The organism is Aeromicrobium fastidiosum (genome assembly GCF_017876595.1).
GTDB lineage: Bacteria > Actinomycetota > Actinomycetes > Propionibacteriales > Nocardioidaceae > Aeromicrobium > Aeromicrobium fastidiosum.
This window is the reverse complement of the sequence record NZ_JAGIOG010000001.1, coordinates 3,585,120-3,601,969: the sequence shown is the minus strand read 5'-3', so window position 1 is coordinate 3,601,969 and position 16,850 is coordinate 3,585,120. Positions and strand designations below refer to the sequence as shown.

Genomic DNA, 16,850 nt, shown 5'->3' with positions numbered 1-16,850 from the left:
CTAGGCAGAGGATGCGCTAGAAGCATAGAATCTTGCGTATGACGCAAACAAGTGAGATCGAGACCCTCGTGCGGCAGCGCATCCGCGCCCTCCGCGTCGCCCGCGGCTGGTCGCTCGACGATCTGGCGGATCGGTGCTTCTTCAGCGCATCGACGCTGAGCCGGATGGAGACGGGGCACCGTCGCATCGGGCTCGACCAGCTGATGGTGCTGGCGCGAGAGCTCGGCACGTCGATCGACCAGCTCGTGGAGCCCGAGGACGACGAGGACGTCGTGATCAGACCCGTCCGCGACGAGTCCCGGGGCCGGACGGTGTGGTCGTTGACCCGCGACCAGGGACCGCACGGCGTGAAGGTGCTGCGGATGCGGCTCACCCAGCCGCCGGCGCGTGCCGAGGACGGCGACCTGCCGGTTCACCCGGGACGCGATTGGCTCACCGTGCTGTCGGGTACCCTGCTGCTCGTGCTGGGCGACCGGACGATCCGCATCGAGGCGGGTCAGGCGGCCGAGTTCTCGACGATGGTGCCGCACTCCTTCGGTGCCGAGGGCGGTCCGGCCGAGGTCATCATGATGCTCGACCCGGAGGGCGAGCGGACCCACCGAGCGCGCTAGAGCTTCTCGCGCCAGCGGTGGGTGATCGGCACGCGACGGTCGCGGCCGAAGTTGCGGCGCGAGACCTTGGGCCCCGGCGGGTACTGCCGGCGCTTGTACTCGGCGCGGTCGACCAGACCGATGACCCGCTCGACGAGCGCGGGGTCGAAGCCCTCGGCGATGACGTCGGCCGATCCGAGGTCGCGCTCGACGTACGCGTCGAGCACCGCGTCGAGCAGGGGATACGGGGGCAGCGAGTCGGAGTCGAGCTGGCCGGGACGCAGCTCGGCCGACGGCGGCTTGCTGATCGTGTTCTCGGGGATCGGGGGAGTCTCGCCCCGCTCGGCGGCATACGCGTTGCGCCACGTCGCGAGCTCCCACACCAGTGTCTTGGGGACGTCCTTGATGGGCGCGTAGCCGCCGACCGCGTCGCCGTAGATCGTCGAGTAGCCCGTGGCGAGCTCGGACTTGTTGCCGCATGCCAGCACGAGGTGCCCGTGCTGGTTGGACAGTCCCATCCAGATGACGGCGCGGATGCGGGCCTGCAGGTTCTCCTCGGCGAGGCCGTCGAGGTGCAGGGCCTCCTGGTACTGGTCGAAGATCGGCGCGATCGGCACGGTCTGCAGCGACAGCCCCGTGCGGCGCGCCTGCTCGGCGGCGTCGGACGTCGAGTGCCCCGTCGACCAGGCGCTGGGGTTGGAGACGCCGAACACCTTGTCGGGGCCGAGGGCGTCGACCGCGAGCGCGGCGACGAGGGTCGAGTCGATGCCGCCGGACATGCCGAACAGCACCGACGAGAACCCGTTCTTCTGCACGTAGTCGCGCAGGCCCGTCACGAGCGCGGTCCAGATCTCCTGATGACGCGGCAGTCGCTCCTTCTGCACGGTCGGCAGCGGATCGTAGGCGGCGAACGGCTCGGACGTGATGATGGTGCGCTTGATCGTCAGCCCGCCGAACGTCTCGTCGGCTCCCGGCATCGACGGCGTCGCGGCCGGCAGGTCGAGGTCGACGACCAGCAGCTCGGGATCGAACTGACCCGACCGCCCGAGCACCGTGCCGGCCGCGTCGACCACGATCGAGTCGCCGTCGAAGACCAGCTCGTCCTGTCCGCCGACCAGGTTGACGTAGGCCAGCACGCAGTCGCCCTCGGCAGCACGACGTGAGCACAGCTCGAGCCGGACGTCGTCCTTGTCGGCCTCGTAGGGGGAACCGTTGGGGACGACGAGCAGAGCCGCTTCGGCCGCCTTGGCCGCCGCCGACGGCCCGTCGCGCCACAGGTCCTCGCAGATCGCCAGAGCGACGTCGATGCCGCCGATCTGGACGATGTTGATCGTGTGGCCGGGCACGAAGTTGCGGATCTCGTCGCCGACACCGTAGTTCCAGAGGTGGTGCTTGGCCTGGCGGGCCACGACCCGTCCGCCGTGGATGACGGCGACGCAGTTGGTCGGTGCGTTCTTGGGGATGCCGAGGCCCTCGGGCAGTCCCTCGGCCTGGTCGAGGTAGCCGACGACCGCGACCACGTCGCCGTATCCCTCGGCCTGCAGCCGGCTCGCGAGCGTCTCGATCGCCTCCTGCGAGGCCTTGATGAGCGACGCCCGCATCGCGAGGTCCTCGATGGGGTAGCCGGTCAGCATCATCTCGGGGAACACGACGAGGTGGACGTCCTGCGAGGCTGCCTGCCGGCAGTGCTCGACGACGAGGTCGGCGTTGCCGGCGAGATCGCCGACGGTGGCGTTGACCTGGGCCAGGGCGAGGCGTAGCTGAGGCATGTCACGACCCTAGCGGCCGCCGATTCGGCCCCACCGCGGAAACACTCCCGTAACACGATGCGTGCGAGACTTGCGCCATGGGAAAACAGGAAGACTTCGTGCTGCGCGCGCTCGAGGAGCGCGACGTCCGATTCGTGCGTCTGTGGTTCACCGACGTGCTCGGATCGCTGAAGTCCGTGGCCATCGCGCCGGCCGAGCTGGAGGGTGCCTTCGCCGAGGGCATCGGATTCGACGGCTCGGCGATCGAGGGCTTCGCGCGTGTGCACGAGGCCGACATGCTGGCGATGCCTGATCCCTCGACGTTCCAGATCCTCCCGTGGCGTGGCGAGACCCCTGCGACGGCGCGCATGTTCTGCGACATCCTGCTGCCCGACGGCACCCCGTCGTACGCCGATCCGCGCCACGTCCTCAAGCGGGCGCTGCAGAAGGCCGCCGAGGCCGGGTTCACGTTCTACACGCACCCCGAGATCGAGTTCTTCCTGTTCAAGGGCAAGCCCGACAAGGGCGATCGTCCCGTGCCCGTCGACGACAGCGGCTACTTCGACCACACGGCCCAGGGCGGCGGCCAGGACTTCCGCCGCGAGGTCATCACGATGCTCGAGAACATGGGCATCTCGGTCGAGTTCAGCCACCACGAGGGCGGCCCGGGCCAGCAGGAGATCGACCTGCGCTATGCCGACGCCCTGTCGACCGCCGACAACATCATGACGTTCCGCACCGTCGTGCGCGAGGTCGCCCTGAGCCAGGGCAAGTGGGCCTCGTTCATGCCCAAGCCGTTCACCGAGCACCCCGGATCGGGCATGCACACGCACGTCTCGCTGTTCGAGGGCGACGAGAACGCGTTCTACGAGGCGGGTGCCGAGTACCAGCTGTCGAAGACGGGTCGCGCGTTCATCGCCGGCGTCCTGCACCACACGCCCGAGATCACCGCGGTCACCAACCAGTGGGTCAACTCCTACAAGCGGCTGGCCGGCGGCGGCGAGGCCCCCAACTACGTGTGCTGGGGCCACAACAACCGTTCCGCGTTGATCCGCGTGCCGATGTACAAGCCGCACAAGGGCAACTCGGCGCGCGTCGAGAACCGCGCGATCGACGCGGCCTGCAACCCCTACCTCGCGTTCGCGCTGGTGCTGGCCGCAGGGCTCAAGGGCATCGAGGAGAACTACGAGCTGCCGCCCGAGGCCGAGGACGACGTCTGGTCGCTCACCGAGAACGAGCGCAAGGCCATGGGCATCGCGCCGCTGCCGCGCAACCTCGACGAGGCGATCCGGACGATGGAGGCCAGTGAGCTGGTCGCCGAGACCCTCGGCGAGCACGTCTTCGACTTCTTCCTGCGCAACAAGCGCGCCGAGTGGCAGGACTACCGGTCGCAGGTCACGCAGTTCGAGATCGACCGCCTCATGCCGATGGTGTGAGCCGGTCGATGCTGGATCGCCGGACGGTAACCTGACCCGGTGGCCACCGATGCACGTGAACTCGCTGTCGCACTCGCCCGCAAGGGCTTCCGGGACGGCGACGGAGCGCTGAACCTGCTCACGTCGCTCGGCGAGGTGCCGGGCGAGCTGGTCGACCAGATCGCGGCGGTCGCCAGCCCCGACACGGCCCTGTCGTCGCTGGTCGGCATCGCCGAACGACTGGGCCCCTCCGAGCTGTTGGCGACGCTGGCCGCTGACGCCGAGCTGCGTCAGCGGCTGCTCGTCGTGCTCGGCACCAGCGAGGCCCTCGGCGACTTCCTGGTCCGTCACCCCGAGCACGTCGTCGATCTCGCGACCGGTGAGCTCTCCCCGGTGCCGATCACGCTCGAGCAGCGCCGCCGGCAGATGGAGGAGGCGACGACCGCCGACGAGCTGCGGATCGCCTACTACCGCAAGCTGCTGCACATCGCGGCCCGCGACCTGACCGCGCTGACGACGTTCGAGCAGTCGTCGGCCGAGCTGTCCGACCTGGCCGTCGCGACGCTGGGCGCTGCGCTGGCGATCGCCCGGGCCGACGAGCCGTCGGCTGATCTGTGCCGTCTGACGATCATGGCGATGGGCAAGACCGGCGGCCACGAGCTCAACTACCTCAGCGACGTCGACGTCATCTTCGTCTTCGAGCCCGTCGAGGGTGCCGACGACCACGCGGCGGCGACGGCCGCGACCCGGCTCGCGTCCGGTGTCATGAAGCTGTGCCGCGAGCACACGGGGGAGGGCACGATCTGGGAGGTCGACGCCGACCTGCGTCCCGAGGGCAAGAACGGCCCGCTGGTGCGGTCGCTCGGCAGCCACGTCGCGTACTACGAGAAGTGGGCCAGCACCTGGGAGTTCCAGGCTCTGCTGAAGGCGCGCTTCGCCGCGGGTGACGAGGCCCTGGGCCAGGCCTACCTCGACGCGCTGTCGCCGATGATCTGGTTCGCCAGCACCCGCGACAACTTCGTCGGCGACGTGCGGGCGATGCGCAAGCGGGTCATCGAGCACATCCCAGCAGCCCACCGCGAGCGCCAGCTCAAGCTGGGGGCCGGCGGCCTGCGCGACGTCGAGTTCGCGGTGCAGCTGCTGCAGCTCGTGCACGGCCGCGCCGACGAGACCCTGCGCAGTCCGACGACGCTGACGGCGTTGCAGGCCCTGATCGACGGTGGCTACGTCGGACGCCGCGACGGTGCCGCGATGGAGGAGGCCTACGAGTTCCTCCGCACCCTCGAGCACCGCATCCAGCTCTACCGGCTCCGTCGCAGCCACATCGTCCCCGACGACATGGAGGACCTGCGGCGCATCGGTCGCAGCATGGGATTTCGCACCAACCCGGCCGACAGCCTGGTCAAGGAGTGGCAGGCGCACCGGCGCATCGTCCGTCGGCTGCACGAGAAGCTGTTCTACCAGCCGCTGCTCGAGGCCGTGGCGTCGTTGCCGACCGACGGTCTGCGGCTCACCCCGCTCGCAGCGGAGCAGCGACTCACGGCCCTCGGCTTCAGCGATCCCAAGGGGGCACTGACCCACATCCAGGCCCTGACGTCGGGGCTGTCGCGGCGCGCGTCGATCCAGAAGTCGCTCCTGCCGGCGATGCTGGCGTGGTTCGCGGGATCGCCCGACCCCGACGCCGGACTGCTGGCGTTCCGCAAGATCTCCGAGGGGCTCGGCGAGACGCACTGGTACCTCCGCAAGCTGCGCGACGAGGGAGCCGGGGCCGAGCAGCTCGCCCACGTGCTGTCGTCGAGCCGCTACGTGACCGACCTGATCCTGCGCGCACCCGACTCCGTGGCGCTGCTCGGCGACGACGCCGAGCTGCGTCCGCTCGAGCGCGAGCGGCTCCGCACCGAGATCAACCTGGCGGCCGACCGCCACTCCGACCCCGCCGACGCGATCCGCGCCGTGCGCCGGGTCCGCCGTCGCGAGCTGTCGCGTGTCGGCATCGCCGACGTGCTGGGACGGCTCGACATCACCGAGGTCGGCGAGGCCCTCACCGACATCTCGACTGCGACGCTGGCCGGGGCGCTGAAGGCCTCGACCGCGGCGGTCGAGGCCGAGCGCGGCGAGCTGCCGACCCGGCTGTCGATCATCCTGATGGGCAGGCTCGGCGGCGGTGAGGCAGGCTACGGCTCCGACGCCGACGTCATGTTCGTCCACGACCCCGTCGAGGGCGCCGACGAGAGCGAGGCGGCCAACGCTGCGTCCGCCGTCGCGCAGGGGCTGCGCAAGATGCTCGCCGCCCCGGGCGACGACCCCGCGCTCGAGGTCGACGCCGAGCTGCGTCCCGAGGGCAGGAACGGCCCGCTCGTGCGCACCTTCGCGTCGTACCGGGCCTACTACGAGAAGTGGTCGGCGGTGTGGGAGGCGCAGGCCCTGCTGCGGGCCAGCGCGACGGTCGGCGACCCCGACCTCAACGCCCGCTTCACGGCGCTGATCGACCCGCTGCGGTGGCCCGAGGGCGGCGCGACGGCTGCCGAGGTGCGGGAGATCCGGCGCATCAAGGCCCGTGTCGACTCCGAGCGTCTGCCGCGCGGCGCCAACGCCAAGACGCACCTCAAGCTCGGCCGGGGCGGACTCGCCGATGTCGAGTGGACCGTGCAGCTGCTGCAGATGCAGCACGCCCACGCGGTGCCCGGCATGCGCACGACGCGCACGCTCGACGCCCTGCACGCCGCGGTCGAGGCCGATCTCGTCACGGACGACGACGCGCAGACGCTCGAGGCGGCGTGGCGGCTCGTGAGCCGCATCCGCAACGCTGTCGTCCTGATGCGCGGGAAGCCGGCCGAGTCGATGGTCGAGCAGGCCGGCGAGCGGGCCGGCGTGGCCCACCTTCTGGGCTACGGCATGGAGCACAGCGAGCAGCTGATGGACGACTACCTCCGCACGACCCGGCACGCGCGGCAGGTCGTGGAGCGCATCTTCTACGAGTGACGTGCCGCCCGTCGGCGATCCGTCCGACAGGTATCGTCAGGGGGTCGTCGACATCTCGGGAGTGAGCTTCGTGCGCATCGTCATCCGGGCCCTCGTGGCCCTCGTCGTGGGATGCGCCGTCGCATCGTCGCTCATGACCTCACCGGCGCTCGCCGCCGACCAGCCGGTCGTCAACCAGGTGCCGCCCTCGGTGGCCGGCTCCGCCCAGTTCGACCAGACGCTGACGGCGGTGCCCGGAGCGTGGACGCCCGCCGACGTGACGTTGTCGTACCAGTGGCTCCGCGACGGCGTGCCGGTCGGCGACGACTCCCCGGTCAACACGACCCGGCGCCTGTCGAGCCTCGACGACCTCGGCAGGACGTTCGCCGTGCGGGTGACCGGCTCGCGTCCCGGGGCCGCGCCGGTGTCGGTCGTCAGCGCCCCGACCGGCCCCGTCGCGCTGGCGACCTTCACGGCGACCCGGCGACCCACGATCTCGGGCAGCGGCAGGTACGGCACGACGCTGCGGGGACGTCCGGGGACGTTTTCCGGCGCGGTCGACTCCGTGACGTACCGGTGGCTGCGCGACGGCCGCCCCGTCTCGGGCGCGACCGGCCGCACCTACCGCGTGCGCTCGGCCGATGTCGGTGCCGAGATGACGTTCTCGGCGACGGCCCGGCGGGCGGGCTACGCCACGGTCGTCGCGACGTCGAGGCCCCGCGTCGCCACCCACCTGCGGAGCGTCCGCAAGACGGTCACGTACTCCGTGCGCACGCGTGGCACGGTCAAGGCCAGCCTCTCGACGTTCAAGCGGCTCGCGCAGCAGACCTATGACGACCCGCGCGGCTGGCGGGCCATGGGAGTCCGGTTCAAGCGTGTGCGGTCGGGCGGCGACTTCACCCTGTGGCTGAGCCAAGCCTCGAAGGTGCCGAGCTTCTCGTCGGCGTGCAGCTCGACCTACAGCTGCCGCGTCGGGCGCAACGTCGTCATCAACGAGACGCGCTGGCAGCGGGCGACGCCGACCTGGGACGCCAAGCGGGGCACGCTGCGCGACTACCGGCACATGGTCGTGAACCACGAGACCGGGCACTGGTTCGGACGCGGTCACGCGCGCTGCGGCGGCAAGGGCCAGCTGGCCCCCGTCATGCAGCAGCAGTCGAAGGGCCTCGCCGGGTGCCGGATCAACCCGTGGCCCAAGAAGAGCGAGCTGCACGCGCCCCGCTACCGCTTCTGACCTGTGGGTGTGGACGGGCTCGGGTCAGGCGGTCTCGCGGAGCAGCTGGTCGCGCTCGTTGATCGTCAGCCCGCCCCAGACGCCGTACGGCTCACGGACGGTCAGCGCGTGGTCGCGGCACTCCTGCACGACGGGGCACACGGCGCACAGGGCCTTGGCCGCCGCCTCGCGGGCACGTCGGCGCGGACCGCGCTCGGCGTCGGGGGAGAAGAACGTCTCGGGGTCGGTGCCGCGGCAGGCACCGAGGTACTGCCACTCGTACGTCTCCTGGATCGGCATGGGCAGGCGGGAGATGGCGGCCATGGTCATGCCTCCTTGGAGGTGTGCGCGTCGGGGCGCTGGATCTGGATCTGGAAGACGTCGATGTAGCCGACGCCGAAGCCGGCCTCGCAGTACGCGAGGTAGAACTCCCACATGCGCCGGAACGTCTCGTCGAAGCCCTGGGCGTGGATGGTCTCCCAGTGGGCGTTGAACGCCTCGCGCCACTCGCGCAGCGTGCGGGCGTAGTCCTGACCCAGCGAGCGGCGGTCGGTGACGGCCAGCGACGTGTGCTCGGCCAGCGTGTGGTCGATCGCGTCGAGCGACGGGATGAGCCCGCCCGGGAAGATGTACTTCTGGATCCAGCCGTACGAGTTGCGGGTCTGCAGGTAGCGGTGGTGCTCCATCGTGATGGCCTGGATCGACACCTTGCCGCCGGGGGCGAGCAGGCGGTCGATCGTGGCGAAGTAGGTCGGCCAGTACTCCTCGCCGACGGCCTCGATCATCTCGACGCTGACGATCGCGTCGTACTCGCCCGTGACGTCGCGGTAGTCGACGAGCTGCAGGTCGACGTCGACGCCGGCCTCGGCGAAGCGCTCCTTGGCCAGGGCGGCCTGCTCGGTCGAGATCGTGATGGTGGTGACCGTGGCACCGCGCTGGGCGGCCCGGATGGCCAAGGCACCCCAGCCGCTGCCGATCTCGAGCACGCGGGTGCCCTCGGTGACGCCGGCCTGGTCGAGGATGCCGTCGATCTTGCGCAGCTGCGCCGACTCGAGATCTTGCTCGGCGCTCTCGAACCACGCTGCGGAGTAGCTCATGGTGGGGTCGAGGAACTGCGCGAACAGGTCGTTGCTGAGGTCGTAGTGGGCCTCGATGTTCTTCTTGGAGCCCTCGACGGAGTTGCGCTGCGCGTGCGGCAGCTTCTTGTCGACGAACACCCGGAACTTCTGCAGCGGCACCGGGACGATCGTGCTCATCCGCTCTGCGAAGGGCGTCAGCAGGTCGGCGAGGTCGGTGCCCTCGCCCGTGGTCCAGTCGCCGGCCATGTAGGCCTCGCCGAAGCCGATCTTGGTGTCGGCGCCGAGCCGGGCGAAGAACGCCTTGGGACGGACGACGCGCATCTCGGGGGAGCCCGGACTGCCGGCGCCCCAGGACGTCCCGTCGGCGAACGTGAGGCGCACCGGCACGCGGTTGACCGTCGGCTGCAGGATCGACTTGGCGATCCGTGCCTTCAGCGGGGTGCGCGGCGTGTTCGCTATGCCGGGCCAACGGGCCGTTGCGAGCTGCGTCATCGTGTTCCCTCCTGCGGGTGGTGTGCGGGTCGCGGGACGACCGGAAGCCTCTTCAACCAGAGCCACACACCCTGTATTCGGATCAGGGCGCTGGTGCGATGGGTCATGAGCGGCATTTTGATGAGAAGTCGTGCGAGACGGCCGTTGGTGGCCGGTCGGGGGGTGCCGCGGAACGTCGCGCTGAAGACCGCGTCGCCGCCCTGGCGCAGGATGATGCTCGACGACACCCTGTCGGGCGTCAGGACGAACTGCAGGTCGTACTTGCCCTCGACGGTGAAGAAGGGCGACACGTAGAAGGCCTTGTCGACCTCGGTGCGCCCGGCCTCGTCGGGCCGGAGCAGGTAGGCATGACGCTCGCCGTACGTGTTGTGCACCTCGGCCACGATGCAGGTGAGCGACTCGTCGGGCGCGATGGCCCAGAAGACGCTCAGCGGGTCGAAGGTGTGGCCCAGCACGCGCGCGTTGGCGAGCATCAGCAGGCGGTGGCCGGCGATGTCGACGCCCTGCGCGGCGCAGAAGCGCTCGATGTTGGCATGGATCGTGTCGTGCGGGTCGCCGATGTGGTCGGACGCCCTGAACGTCGAGAACGGCCGCAGCACCCTGGGCATGCGCGGCAGGTCGTCGACGTCGACGAGCCACTGGTAGACCCGGTACGAGAAGCGGTGGCGCAGGGGCGCACGGCGCGTGTGGGAGACGGTGCCCTCGACGAGCGCCGGCAGGACCGGGAGCGAGCTCGTCACCACGCAGTGCCCAGGGCCTCTGCCGCGGCGACACCCGAGCGGCAGCCGTCCTCGTGGAAGCCCCATCCGTGGTAAGCGCCGGCGAACACCGTGCGATCGCTGAACAGGCGCTTGAGCTCGCCCTGCGCCGCGACGGACGCCGGCGTGTAGATGGGGTGCGTGTACGCCATCGTCGCGATGACGGAGGCAGGGTCGACCTGCTCCGCGGCGTTGAGCGTGACCAGGAACGGGCGCTCGCTCTCGATGCCCTGCAACCGGTTCATCCAGTACGTGACGGCTGAGTGGTCGCTGCGGTCGGCGCACCCGTCCATGCGGTAGTTCCAAGCAGACCGGGCGGCTGCTGCCTCGGGCAGCAGCGACGGGTCGCGGTGCAGCTGCACCTCGTTGTCGGAGTACTCGAAGGCGCCGAGGATGCGTCGCTCGTCGTCGCTCGGATCGGCCAGCATCGCCAGCGCGTCGTTCGCGTGGGTCGCGATCACGACGGCGTCGGCGCGGTGCACGGTGCCGTGGGCATCGGTCAGCTCGACCCCGTCGGGTGCGCGGCTGATCGATCGGATCGCGTTGGACGTCTGCACGCTGCTGGCGTTGCCTTCGCTCGCATCGATCGCGGCACGCACCTTGTCGACGTACGTGCCCGATCCTCCGACGACCGTGTACCACTGCGGTGAGCCCTTGATGGACAGGAAGCCGTGGTGCTTGAGGAACTCGAAGAGGTAGCGGGCGGGGTACTCCAGTGCGGTCTCGTGCCCCGACGACCACACGCACGACACGACGGGGATCGCGTAGTGCGAGATGAAGTAGTCGGAGAAGCCGTGGGCCCGGAGGAAGTCGCCGTACGTGACGGGATCGGTCGGCGACTCGGGGGAGTCGAGCAGCGCGTGCGCGAGACGGCCGAACCTCTTCACGCCGAGGAGCATCGCGATGTAGCGGGGATCGAGCAGGCGACGGCGCTGCGCGAAGACGCCCTTGCCGCCGCGACCACCGGCGTACTCCAGGCCGCAGCCGTCGCAGTGGATGCTCATGCTCATCTCGGTGGGGTGCACGTCGACGTCGAGCTCGCGGAACAGACGACGCAGCATCGGGTAGGTGCGGTCGTTGTGCACGATGAAGCCCGTGTCGACGCGGTGCGTCGCACCCGGGTCGGCGACCGTGTGGGTGTGGGCGTGCCCGCCGACCCGGTCGTCCGACTCGAACACCGTGACGTCCCAGTCGTTGCGGAGGACGTACGCGGCGGTCAGCCCGGAGACGCCCGAGCCGACGATGGCGACGCTGCGCCTGGAGCTGTCGTTGTGCATGTGGGTGGTTCGCCGCTAGGACTGGGACGGATTGGTGTCGTCGAGGTCGCTGCTGGCCCGTCGGGCGGACTCGGCGATCTCGAAGATCTCGGTGCCGAACGCGCCGACCTCGGTCGTGACCTTGCGCGCTGTCTCGAACATGATCGCCACGACGTGTCCCGTGCTGGCGATGGCTGCCTCGGTCGACTGCTGCACGACGTCCTTGACGATCTCCCGGCGGCTCAGCGCCATGAGGCCTCCTCCACTCGCGGTCGACTAGACGTCAAGTGTGACGCACATGTCCGGGTTCGGCGACGTCTGCCCCCGACGAGCCGACGATAGGCTGGGGCGCATGACCGAGACCCTGCCGACGGCGTCGCGTCAGGAGCAGAAGGGGCGCACCCGGCAGGCCATCCTCGCCGCGGCGCTCGAGCTGGCGCAGACCCAGGGATTCGCGCAGATCAGCCTGCGACAGGTCACCCGTGGGGCCGGCATCGTGCCGACGGCGTTCTACCGGCACTTCGACTCCATGGACGAGCTGGGGCTGGCGCTGGTGGAGGAGTCGTTCACGACGCTGCGACAGATGGTGCGCGAGGCGCAGCGCGACCCGACGATGCGGCTGAACATCATCGACGCCTCCACCGACGTGCTGGTCGAGTCGGTCAAGGAGAGCAAGGCGCACTTCGGCTTCGTGGCGCGCGAGCGGGTCGGCGGTTCCGCCGCGGTGCGGGGGGCGATCCGGCACGAGCTCGACCTGTTCGTCAGCGAGCTGGCCGCGGTGCTGGCCCGCATGCCCTACATCGAGTCGTGGTCGACCGACGACGTCCAGATGGTGTCGCGCCTGTTCGTGCGCAACATGGTGTCGAACGCCGAGGAGATCGTCGAGATGCCGGACGGCCGGCCCGATCTCGAGGCGCGCATCAAGGAGGGTGCGCGTCGCCAGATGAGGCTCATCGTCGTCGGCTTCGCCGACTGGCGCAGCTGAGCGACGACTGTCTCACGACAGGCTCAAGGGGCGGTGGGCTCAGCCGGCGTTGGCGACCTGCTGGGCTCCGTAGGAGTCCTGCGCAGCGGTCGCGAGCTGGTCGAGCGCCTGGGCGAAGACATCGTCGCCCAGCGAGTCCTCGAGCTCTTGGAGCAGCGTCTCGTCGGCGGTGAACTCCGCGTACCAGGTGACGTACGAGGTGCCCTCGTGCGCTGCCTGCTCGACCAGGATCGTGGCGCGGTGGTCCTTGATCGCGAACGGCGGGTCGGGCATCGAGTACGACAGCGTCTTGGCCTCGTCGTCCTTGTCCACGATCGTCACGACCAGCTCGGCCGATGCCTCGGGGCCGTTGGTGTAGATGCGCAGCTTGGGGTGCCACTGGGCGAAGTCTCCGGCCAGTGACCAGACGACATCGGCGGGGGCTGCGACGAAGGTGCGACGGGAGATGCGGGGCATGGATGTCCTCTGCTGCAGTGGTACGGGTGTCCAGACATTCAACCGTGCGGGAGCGACGGCCGCCTCATTCTACGGTGAGGGATACCTCACTCGGCCCGACGCTCACCGTCCGCCGAGGTCGTGCCACAGCCGCGTGACGACTCCGTCGAAGTAGGCGTCGTGGTCGGTGACCGACCCGACCAGGTGGCCCCACAGCTCGAACGAGATCGTGCCGAAGACCGTCGACCAGGCCATCAACGTGCGACCCACGAGCTCGGCCGGCAGTGCGCCGTCGAGACCGAACAGATCGGTCATCGCCTCCACGGCACCTGACACCGAGGTGTCGAAGCCGTCCGGTACGCCGGTCGGAGCCGTCGGGTCGGCCGAACCGGTGGCGCGCTCGGTGACCACGGCGTCGACGAGCCGGCGGACGACGCGCATCGCGGGGACGACCGTGGTGGCGGGAGCGGCGTAGTCGCGCACGGGTGAGCCGTACAGCAGGGCGTAGTCGTGGGGATGGGCCAGCGCCCAGGAACGCACGGCCCGGCACGTCGCGAGCCAGCGGGCACGGGCGTCGGACCGGTCGGCGATGCCGTCGTCGGCGGTCTCGGCAGCGGTGCCGAGCTCGTCGTACGCGATGACGATGAGTGCCGTCAGCAGGTCGTCCCGGCTCGGGAAGTAGCGGTACACCGCGGACGACACCATCCCGACGCTGCGCGCCACGGCCCGCAGCGACAGCTCGCCCGGGCCTGACTCGGCGAGGGCGGCGCGGCCGGCCTGCAGGATCTCGGCGGTGATCTCCTCGCGGGCCCGCTGTCGTGCGGTGCGTGTGACGGATTCCATGTGCCCAGAGTGCCCCATTCAGAGAGCGCTCGCAACAAACGAGAGCAATGCTCTTGCTTCTCAAGGGAACGGGTGCCATGCTCGAACCGAGAGCACCGCTCTCCCATACCGAGAGGCATCACCATGAACGATCGTCACCTCGTCGTCGGAGCCGGACCCGTCGGCCGCCACACCGCCCAGCTGCTCGCCGCCCGCGGGTCGGAGGTCGTCGTGGCCACCCGCTCCGGCACCGACACCGGCATCGACGGCGTCACCCACCTGCGCCTCGACGCGTCCGACGCGGATGCGCTGTCCGCCGCCGCGGAGGGCAGTGCGGTGCTCTACAACTGCGTCAACCCCGCCGACTACACCCAGTGGGAGACCGTGTGGCCGCCCGTGGCCGCGGCCTTCCTGGCCGCTGCCGAGCGCTCGGGAGCCGTCTACGCGATGACCGGGGCGCTCTACCCGTACGGTCCGGTCGACGGCCCGATGCACGAGGGCCTGCCCGACGCGGCGACCGATCACAAGGGGGTGCTGCGCGCCAGGATGTGGGCCGATGCGAAGGCGATGCACGACGCCGGCCGCATCCGGGCCGTCGAGATCCGCGGCTCCGACTACGTCGGCACCGGAGTCGGCGAGAACGGGCACGTCTCACGTCAGGTGCCGGGACTCCTGGCCGGCAAGCGGGCGATCGTGATCGGGCGCAAGGACCAGCCGCACACCTTCACCGACGTGCTCGACTCCGCCCGTCTGCTGGTGGCGGCCGCGGGGGACGACACGTCGCACGGTCGCACCTGGCACGTCCCGTCGAACCCGGCCCGTACGCAGGAGCAGGCGCTCACCGACGTCATGGCGTCGGTCGGACGTCCGGCACCGAAGGTGTCCACGATGCCGCGGCCCGTGTTCGCGGCGCTGGCGCTCGCCATGCCGATGATGCGCGAGCTGCGAGAGATCGACTACCAGTGGACGCGGCCGTACGTCCTCGACGACACCGCCGCCCGCGCGCACTTCGCGATGGAGCCGACGCCGTGGGGCGAGGTCTGCCGCCGCACCGCGGTGGTCTGACGGCGTGGCTCAGGTGCCCATGAGCGACAGCATCTCGAGCCGGCCGTGCCAGCCGAGCGACGAGTACAGCTGGCTGCCCTGGGCTGTGGCCGCCAACACACCGTGCGTCGCGCCGCGGCCCATGGCCTGCACCGTGAGCGCGGCCATGACGTGTCTCCCGAGCCCGCGCCGCTGGAAGGCCGGCATCGTCTCGACCCGGTCGAACGTCGCGACCGACCCGAGCACCCCCACCGTCCCCACGGCTGCGATGGACCGGCCCGACTCCAGCGTGTAGGTCGTGCCGTTCCCGACGACGTCCCACCGGAACGTCAGGTCGTCGGGCAGGGCCGGGATGGGCTGACCGACGAGCCGGGTCGACATCAGCGTCTCGTCGTCGCGGTCGATGCGGACGCCCGGGGGCAGGTGGCTCGTGAGGTAGGGGCCGACGTCGTCGGCGACGACGGTCAGCATCGCCCGGGGATCGCCGGCGACGTGCCGGGCCAGGCGGGCGAGCTCGGCCACGCCCGGGTCGATACAGACCAGCTCGGTCTCGCGGCTCGGTCCGGCGACGTGCACGAGCCGGTGGCCCTCGACCTCCGACGTCGTGATGCCGCGCAGGTGCACCCAGGTGGCAACCCACTGGTCGATGATCTGCTGGGACGTGTCGAGGACCATGGGACGATCCTCGCAGGCGACCATGGATAGAATCCTGATCGGTTGTGAAGGAGCCGGTCGGAGCGCGATCCGTCTGCGTCGCTCCACCGCAACGACGTCATCGGGAGTGGGACATGGCACAGGGGCTGACCGTCGACGTCCGTGAGGACGAGCCGTTCACGATCATCGAGGTGTCCGGCGAGGTCGACATCGACACGGCCGGGCAGCTGCGCGACGCCGTGACCGAGGTGACCGACGCGGGTGCCGACCGCCTCGTGTTCGACCTGACCCACGTGGGCTTCGTCGACTCGATCGGCCTCGGGGTCTTCGTCCTTGCGCGCAAGAAGATGAAGCTGCGGCAGGGCACGGTCGACATCGTCGCACCCACACGCCGCGTCGTCGCGATCTTCACGATCGCCGGGCTCGACGAGATCTTCAGCATCCGCTCGTCGCTCGCCGCAGTGTTCGCGGGTGCCGATCCTGCCGAGCCGGCTTAGGCGCGGCAGAGCCGAGAAGCAAGGTGTCCCCGCGCCGTTGGTGCGGCCGGGGACGTCGAGTCCGCGACCGCTAGATAGGGCGGCCACGAGCTGAGCCCATCCTAGCGCCACCGGCAGCCGTCCGTGACGGGTGCAGGAATAGGCCGTCAGGGGGCGAGGTTGCCCTCTTCATGACGACACCGGGCATGACCACACTGGGACTCATCGGAGCAGGCAACATCGGCAGCTCGTTGGCGCGGGCAGCGATCAAGCAGGGCTGGGACGTCGTGCTGAGCAACTCGCGCGGTCCCGAGACGCTGGCAGACCTCGTGGCCGAGCTGGGGCCGCGGGCGCGCGCCGCGACACCCGCCGAGGCGGCCGAAGCGGCCGACCTCGCCGTCGTGACGGTGCCGCTGGCCGCGATCCCGACGATCCCGGTCGAGCAGCTGGCCGGCAAGACCGTGATCGACACCAACAACTACTACCCGCAGCGCGACGGTCAGATCGCCGTGCTCGACGACGAGTCGACGACGGTCTCGGAGCTGCTGCAGGCGCACCTGCCGACGTCGTCGGTCGTCAAGGCGTTCAACCACATCTACTTCGAGCACATCGCCGAGTACGCGCAGCCGGCCGGGAGCGCCGGGCGCAAGGGGCTCGCGATCGCCGGTGACGACGCTGTGGCGAAGGCGACGGTCACGGCGTTCATCGACGCGATCGGCTTCGACGCGGTCGACCTCGGGCCGCTGTCGGAGGGATGGCGCACCCAGCGCGACACCGCGGCCTACGTCGACCACCTGACGGCCGACGAGCTGCGGAAGAAGGCGTCCGAATCTGTCCGCTACAGCGACATGTGAGCAGCGTCACGCGGTCACGACCCGTCGCGGGCAGCGGTGGCGTCGAACCCGTAAGGTAGTTGAAAGTT

17 protein-coding genes are annotated in these 16,850 nt (G+C 70.1%); 8 read left to right on the top strand and 9 right to left on the bottom strand.

Translation table 11 applies throughout. The annotated features are described in order from the left end of the window. The first annotated feature begins 38 nt into the window (after positions 1 to 38). A complete protein-coding gene (locus tag JOF40_RS17895; RefSeq protein ID WP_129182383.1) occupies positions 39 to 611 on the top strand; it encodes a helix-turn-helix domain-containing protein in 573 nt (190 codons plus the stop codon). Here JOF40_RS17895 and JOF40_RS17890 read toward each other — a convergent pair. After that, positions 608 to 2,359: an NAD+ synthase gene (locus tag JOF40_RS17890; protein ID WP_129182381.1), complete on the bottom strand. Its 1,752-nt coding sequence runs from the start codon at positions 2,357 to 2,359 to the stop codon at positions 608 to 610. The genes JOF40_RS17895 and JOF40_RS17890 overlap by 4 nt on opposite strands. Positions 2,360 to 2,436: 77 nt before the next feature. Between JOF40_RS17890 and glnA the strand changes: the two genes are divergently transcribed. From glnA to JOF40_RS20295, 3 genes are read left to right on the top strand one after another with little or no spacing between them, the layout of a single operon-like run. After that, positions 2,437 to 3,774 (top strand): type I glutamate--ammonia ligase, encoded by a 1,338-nt coding sequence (glnA, locus tag JOF40_RS17885; RefSeq protein WP_129182379.1) that lies wholly within the window; start codon positions 2,437 to 2,439, stop codon positions 3,772 to 3,774. Between the two features lie 39 nt (positions 3,775 to 3,813). Next, positions 3,814 to 6,735 carry a bifunctional [glutamine synthetase] adenylyltransferase/[glutamine synthetase]-adenylyl-L-tyrosine phosphorylase gene (locus tag JOF40_RS17880; RefSeq protein ID WP_129182377.1) on the top strand — a complete coding sequence of 974 codons (2,922 nt, stop codon included), beginning with the start codon at positions 3,814 to 3,816 and terminating at the stop codon, positions 6,733 to 6,735. Between the two features lies 1 nt (position 6,736). Then, positions 6,737 to 7,948, top strand: coding sequence for a DUF3152 domain-containing protein (locus JOF40_RS20295; protein ID WP_129182375.1), 1,212 nt, complete (start codon positions 6,737 to 6,739; stop codon positions 7,946 to 7,948). 24 nt (positions 7,949 to 7,972) lie between these two features. On the opposite strand, the gene JOF40_RS17870 is transcribed toward JOF40_RS20295, so the two are convergent. From JOF40_RS17870 to JOF40_RS17850, 5 genes are read right to left on the bottom strand one after another with little or no spacing between them, the layout of a single operon-like run. Then, positions 7,973 to 8,251 carry a WhiB family transcriptional regulator gene (locus JOF40_RS17870; protein ID WP_129182373.1) on the bottom strand — a complete coding sequence of 93 codons (279 nt, stop codon included), beginning with the start codon at positions 8,249 to 8,251 and terminating at the stop codon, positions 7,973 to 7,975. A 2-nt stretch (positions 8,252 to 8,253) separates the two neighbouring features. Continuing rightward, positions 8,254 to 9,498, bottom strand: coding sequence for an SAM-dependent methyltransferase (locus JOF40_RS17865; protein ID WP_129182371.1), 1,245 nt, complete (start codon positions 9,496 to 9,498; stop codon positions 8,254 to 8,256). Further along, on the bottom strand, positions 9,495 to 10,238 hold the full coding sequence (locus JOF40_RS17860) for a DUF1365 domain-containing protein (protein WP_246152831.1): 744 nt from the start codon (positions 10,236 to 10,238) through the stop codon (positions 9,495 to 9,497). The genes JOF40_RS17865 and JOF40_RS17860 overlap by 4 nt, the downstream gene beginning before the upstream one ends. Beyond that, on the bottom strand, positions 10,235 to 11,533 hold the full coding sequence (locus JOF40_RS17855) for an NAD(P)/FAD-dependent oxidoreductase (protein ID WP_129182367.1): 1,299 nt from the start codon (positions 11,531 to 11,533) through the stop codon (positions 10,235 to 10,237). Before JOF40_RS17855 ends, JOF40_RS17860 begins: the two co-directional genes overlap by 4 nt. A 15-nt stretch (positions 11,534 to 11,548) precedes the next feature. Beyond that, positions 11,549 to 11,764 (bottom strand): hypothetical protein, encoded by a 216-nt coding sequence (locus tag JOF40_RS17850; protein WP_129182365.1) that lies wholly within the window; start codon positions 11,762 to 11,764, stop codon positions 11,549 to 11,551. Positions 11,765 to 11,864: 100 nt separating this feature from the next. On the opposite strand from JOF40_RS17850, the gene JOF40_RS17845 reads away from it, so the two are divergent. Then, positions 11,865 to 12,497, top strand: a complete 633-nt coding sequence (locus JOF40_RS17845) for a TetR family transcriptional regulator (RefSeq protein ID WP_129182363.1) — start codon at positions 11,865 to 11,867, stop codon at positions 12,495 to 12,497. Between the two features lie 39 nt (positions 12,498 to 12,536). On the opposite strand, the gene JOF40_RS17840 is transcribed toward JOF40_RS17845, so the two are convergent. Both JOF40_RS17840 and JOF40_RS17835 read right to left on the bottom strand, forming a co-directional pair. Further along, positions 12,537 to 12,953 (bottom strand): SRPBCC family protein, encoded by a 417-nt coding sequence (locus tag JOF40_RS17840; protein WP_129182361.1) that lies wholly within the window; start codon positions 12,951 to 12,953, stop codon positions 12,537 to 12,539. A gap of 102 nt (positions 12,954 to 13,055) precedes the next feature. After that, positions 13,056 to 13,775: a TetR/AcrR family transcriptional regulator gene (locus JOF40_RS17835; RefSeq protein ID WP_129182360.1), complete on the bottom strand. Its 720-nt coding sequence runs from the start codon at positions 13,773 to 13,775 to the stop codon at positions 13,056 to 13,058. 123 nt (positions 13,776 to 13,898) lie between these two features. On the opposite strand from JOF40_RS17835, the gene JOF40_RS17830 reads away from it, so the two are divergent. Beyond that, positions 13,899 to 14,819 (top strand): NAD-dependent epimerase/dehydratase family protein, encoded by a 921-nt coding sequence (locus JOF40_RS17830; RefSeq protein ID WP_129182358.1) that lies wholly within the window; start codon positions 13,899 to 13,901, stop codon positions 14,817 to 14,819. Positions 14,820 to 14,828: 9 nt separating this feature from the next. Here the strand turns inward: JOF40_RS17830 and JOF40_RS17825 are convergent, their stop codons facing one another. Further along, positions 14,829 to 15,473 (bottom strand): GNAT family N-acetyltransferase, encoded by a 645-nt coding sequence (locus JOF40_RS17825; RefSeq protein WP_129182356.1) that lies wholly within the window; start codon positions 15,471 to 15,473, stop codon positions 14,829 to 14,831. Positions 15,474 to 15,586: 113 nt separating this feature from the next. Here JOF40_RS17825 and JOF40_RS17820 point away from each other — a divergent pair, with 113 nt between their 5' ends. Then, positions 15,587 to 15,949: an STAS domain-containing protein gene (locus JOF40_RS17820; protein ID WP_129182354.1), complete on the top strand. Its 363-nt coding sequence runs from the start codon at positions 15,587 to 15,589 to the stop codon at positions 15,947 to 15,949. A gap of 185 nt (positions 15,950 to 16,134) precedes the next feature. Beyond that, a complete protein-coding gene (locus tag JOF40_RS17815) occupies positions 16,135 to 16,782 on the top strand; it encodes an NADPH-dependent F420 reductase (RefSeq protein WP_129182352.1) in 648 nt (215 codons plus the stop codon). Positions 16,783 to 16,850: the final 68 nt, after the last annotated feature.

Bases quoted from the DNA above. Each gene is read 5' to 3' on its own strand.
- JOF40_RS17830 (WP_129182358.1), top strand. From the start codon at position 13,899: ATGAACGATCGTCACCTCGTCGTCGGAGCCGGACCCGTCGGCCGCCAC.
- JOF40_RS17825 (WP_129182356.1), bottom strand. From the start codon at position 15,473: ATGGTCCTCGACACGTCCCAGCAGATCATCGACCAGTGGGTTGCCACC.
- JOF40_RS17895 (WP_129182383.1), top strand. From the start codon at position 39: ATGACGCAAACAAGTGAGATCGAGACCCTCGTGCGGCAGCGCATCCGC.
- JOF40_RS17850 (WP_129182365.1), bottom strand. From the start codon at position 11,764: ATGGCGCTGAGCCGCCGGGAGATCGTCAAGGACGTCGTGCAGCAGTCG.
- glnA (WP_129182379.1), top strand. From the start codon at position 2,437: ATGGGAAAACAGGAAGACTTCGTGCTGCGCGCGCTCGAGGAGCGCGAC.
- JOF40_RS17855 (WP_129182367.1), bottom strand. From the start codon at position 11,533: ATGCACAACGACAGCTCCAGGCGCAGCGTCGCCATCGTCGGCTCGGGC.
- JOF40_RS17865 (WP_129182371.1), bottom strand. From the start codon at position 9,498: ATGACGCAGCTCGCAACGGCCCGTTGGCCCGGCATAGCGAACACGCCG.
- JOF40_RS17820 (WP_129182354.1), top strand. From the start codon at position 15,587: ATGGCACAGGGGCTGACCGTCGACGTCCGTGAGGACGAGCCGTTCACG.
- JOF40_RS17845 (WP_129182363.1), top strand. From the start codon at position 11,865: ATGACCGAGACCCTGCCGACGGCGTCGCGTCAGGAGCAGAAGGGGCGC.
- JOF40_RS17840 (WP_129182361.1), bottom strand. From the start codon at position 12,953: ATGCCCCGCATCTCCCGTCGCACCTTCGTCGCAGCCCCCGCCGATGTC.
- JOF40_RS17890 (WP_129182381.1), bottom strand. From the start codon at position 2,359: ATGCCTCAGCTACGCCTCGCCCTGGCCCAGGTCAACGCCACCGTCGGC.
- JOF40_RS17835 (WP_129182360.1), bottom strand. From the start codon at position 13,775: ATGGAATCCGTCACACGCACCGCACGACAGCGGGCCCGCGAGGAGATC.
- JOF40_RS17815 (WP_129182352.1), top strand. From the start codon at position 16,135: ATGACCACACTGGGACTCATCGGAGCAGGCAACATCGGCAGCTCGTTG.
- JOF40_RS17870 (WP_129182373.1), bottom strand. From the start codon at position 8,251: ATGGCCGCCATCTCCCGCCTGCCCATGCCGATCCAGGAGACGTACGAG.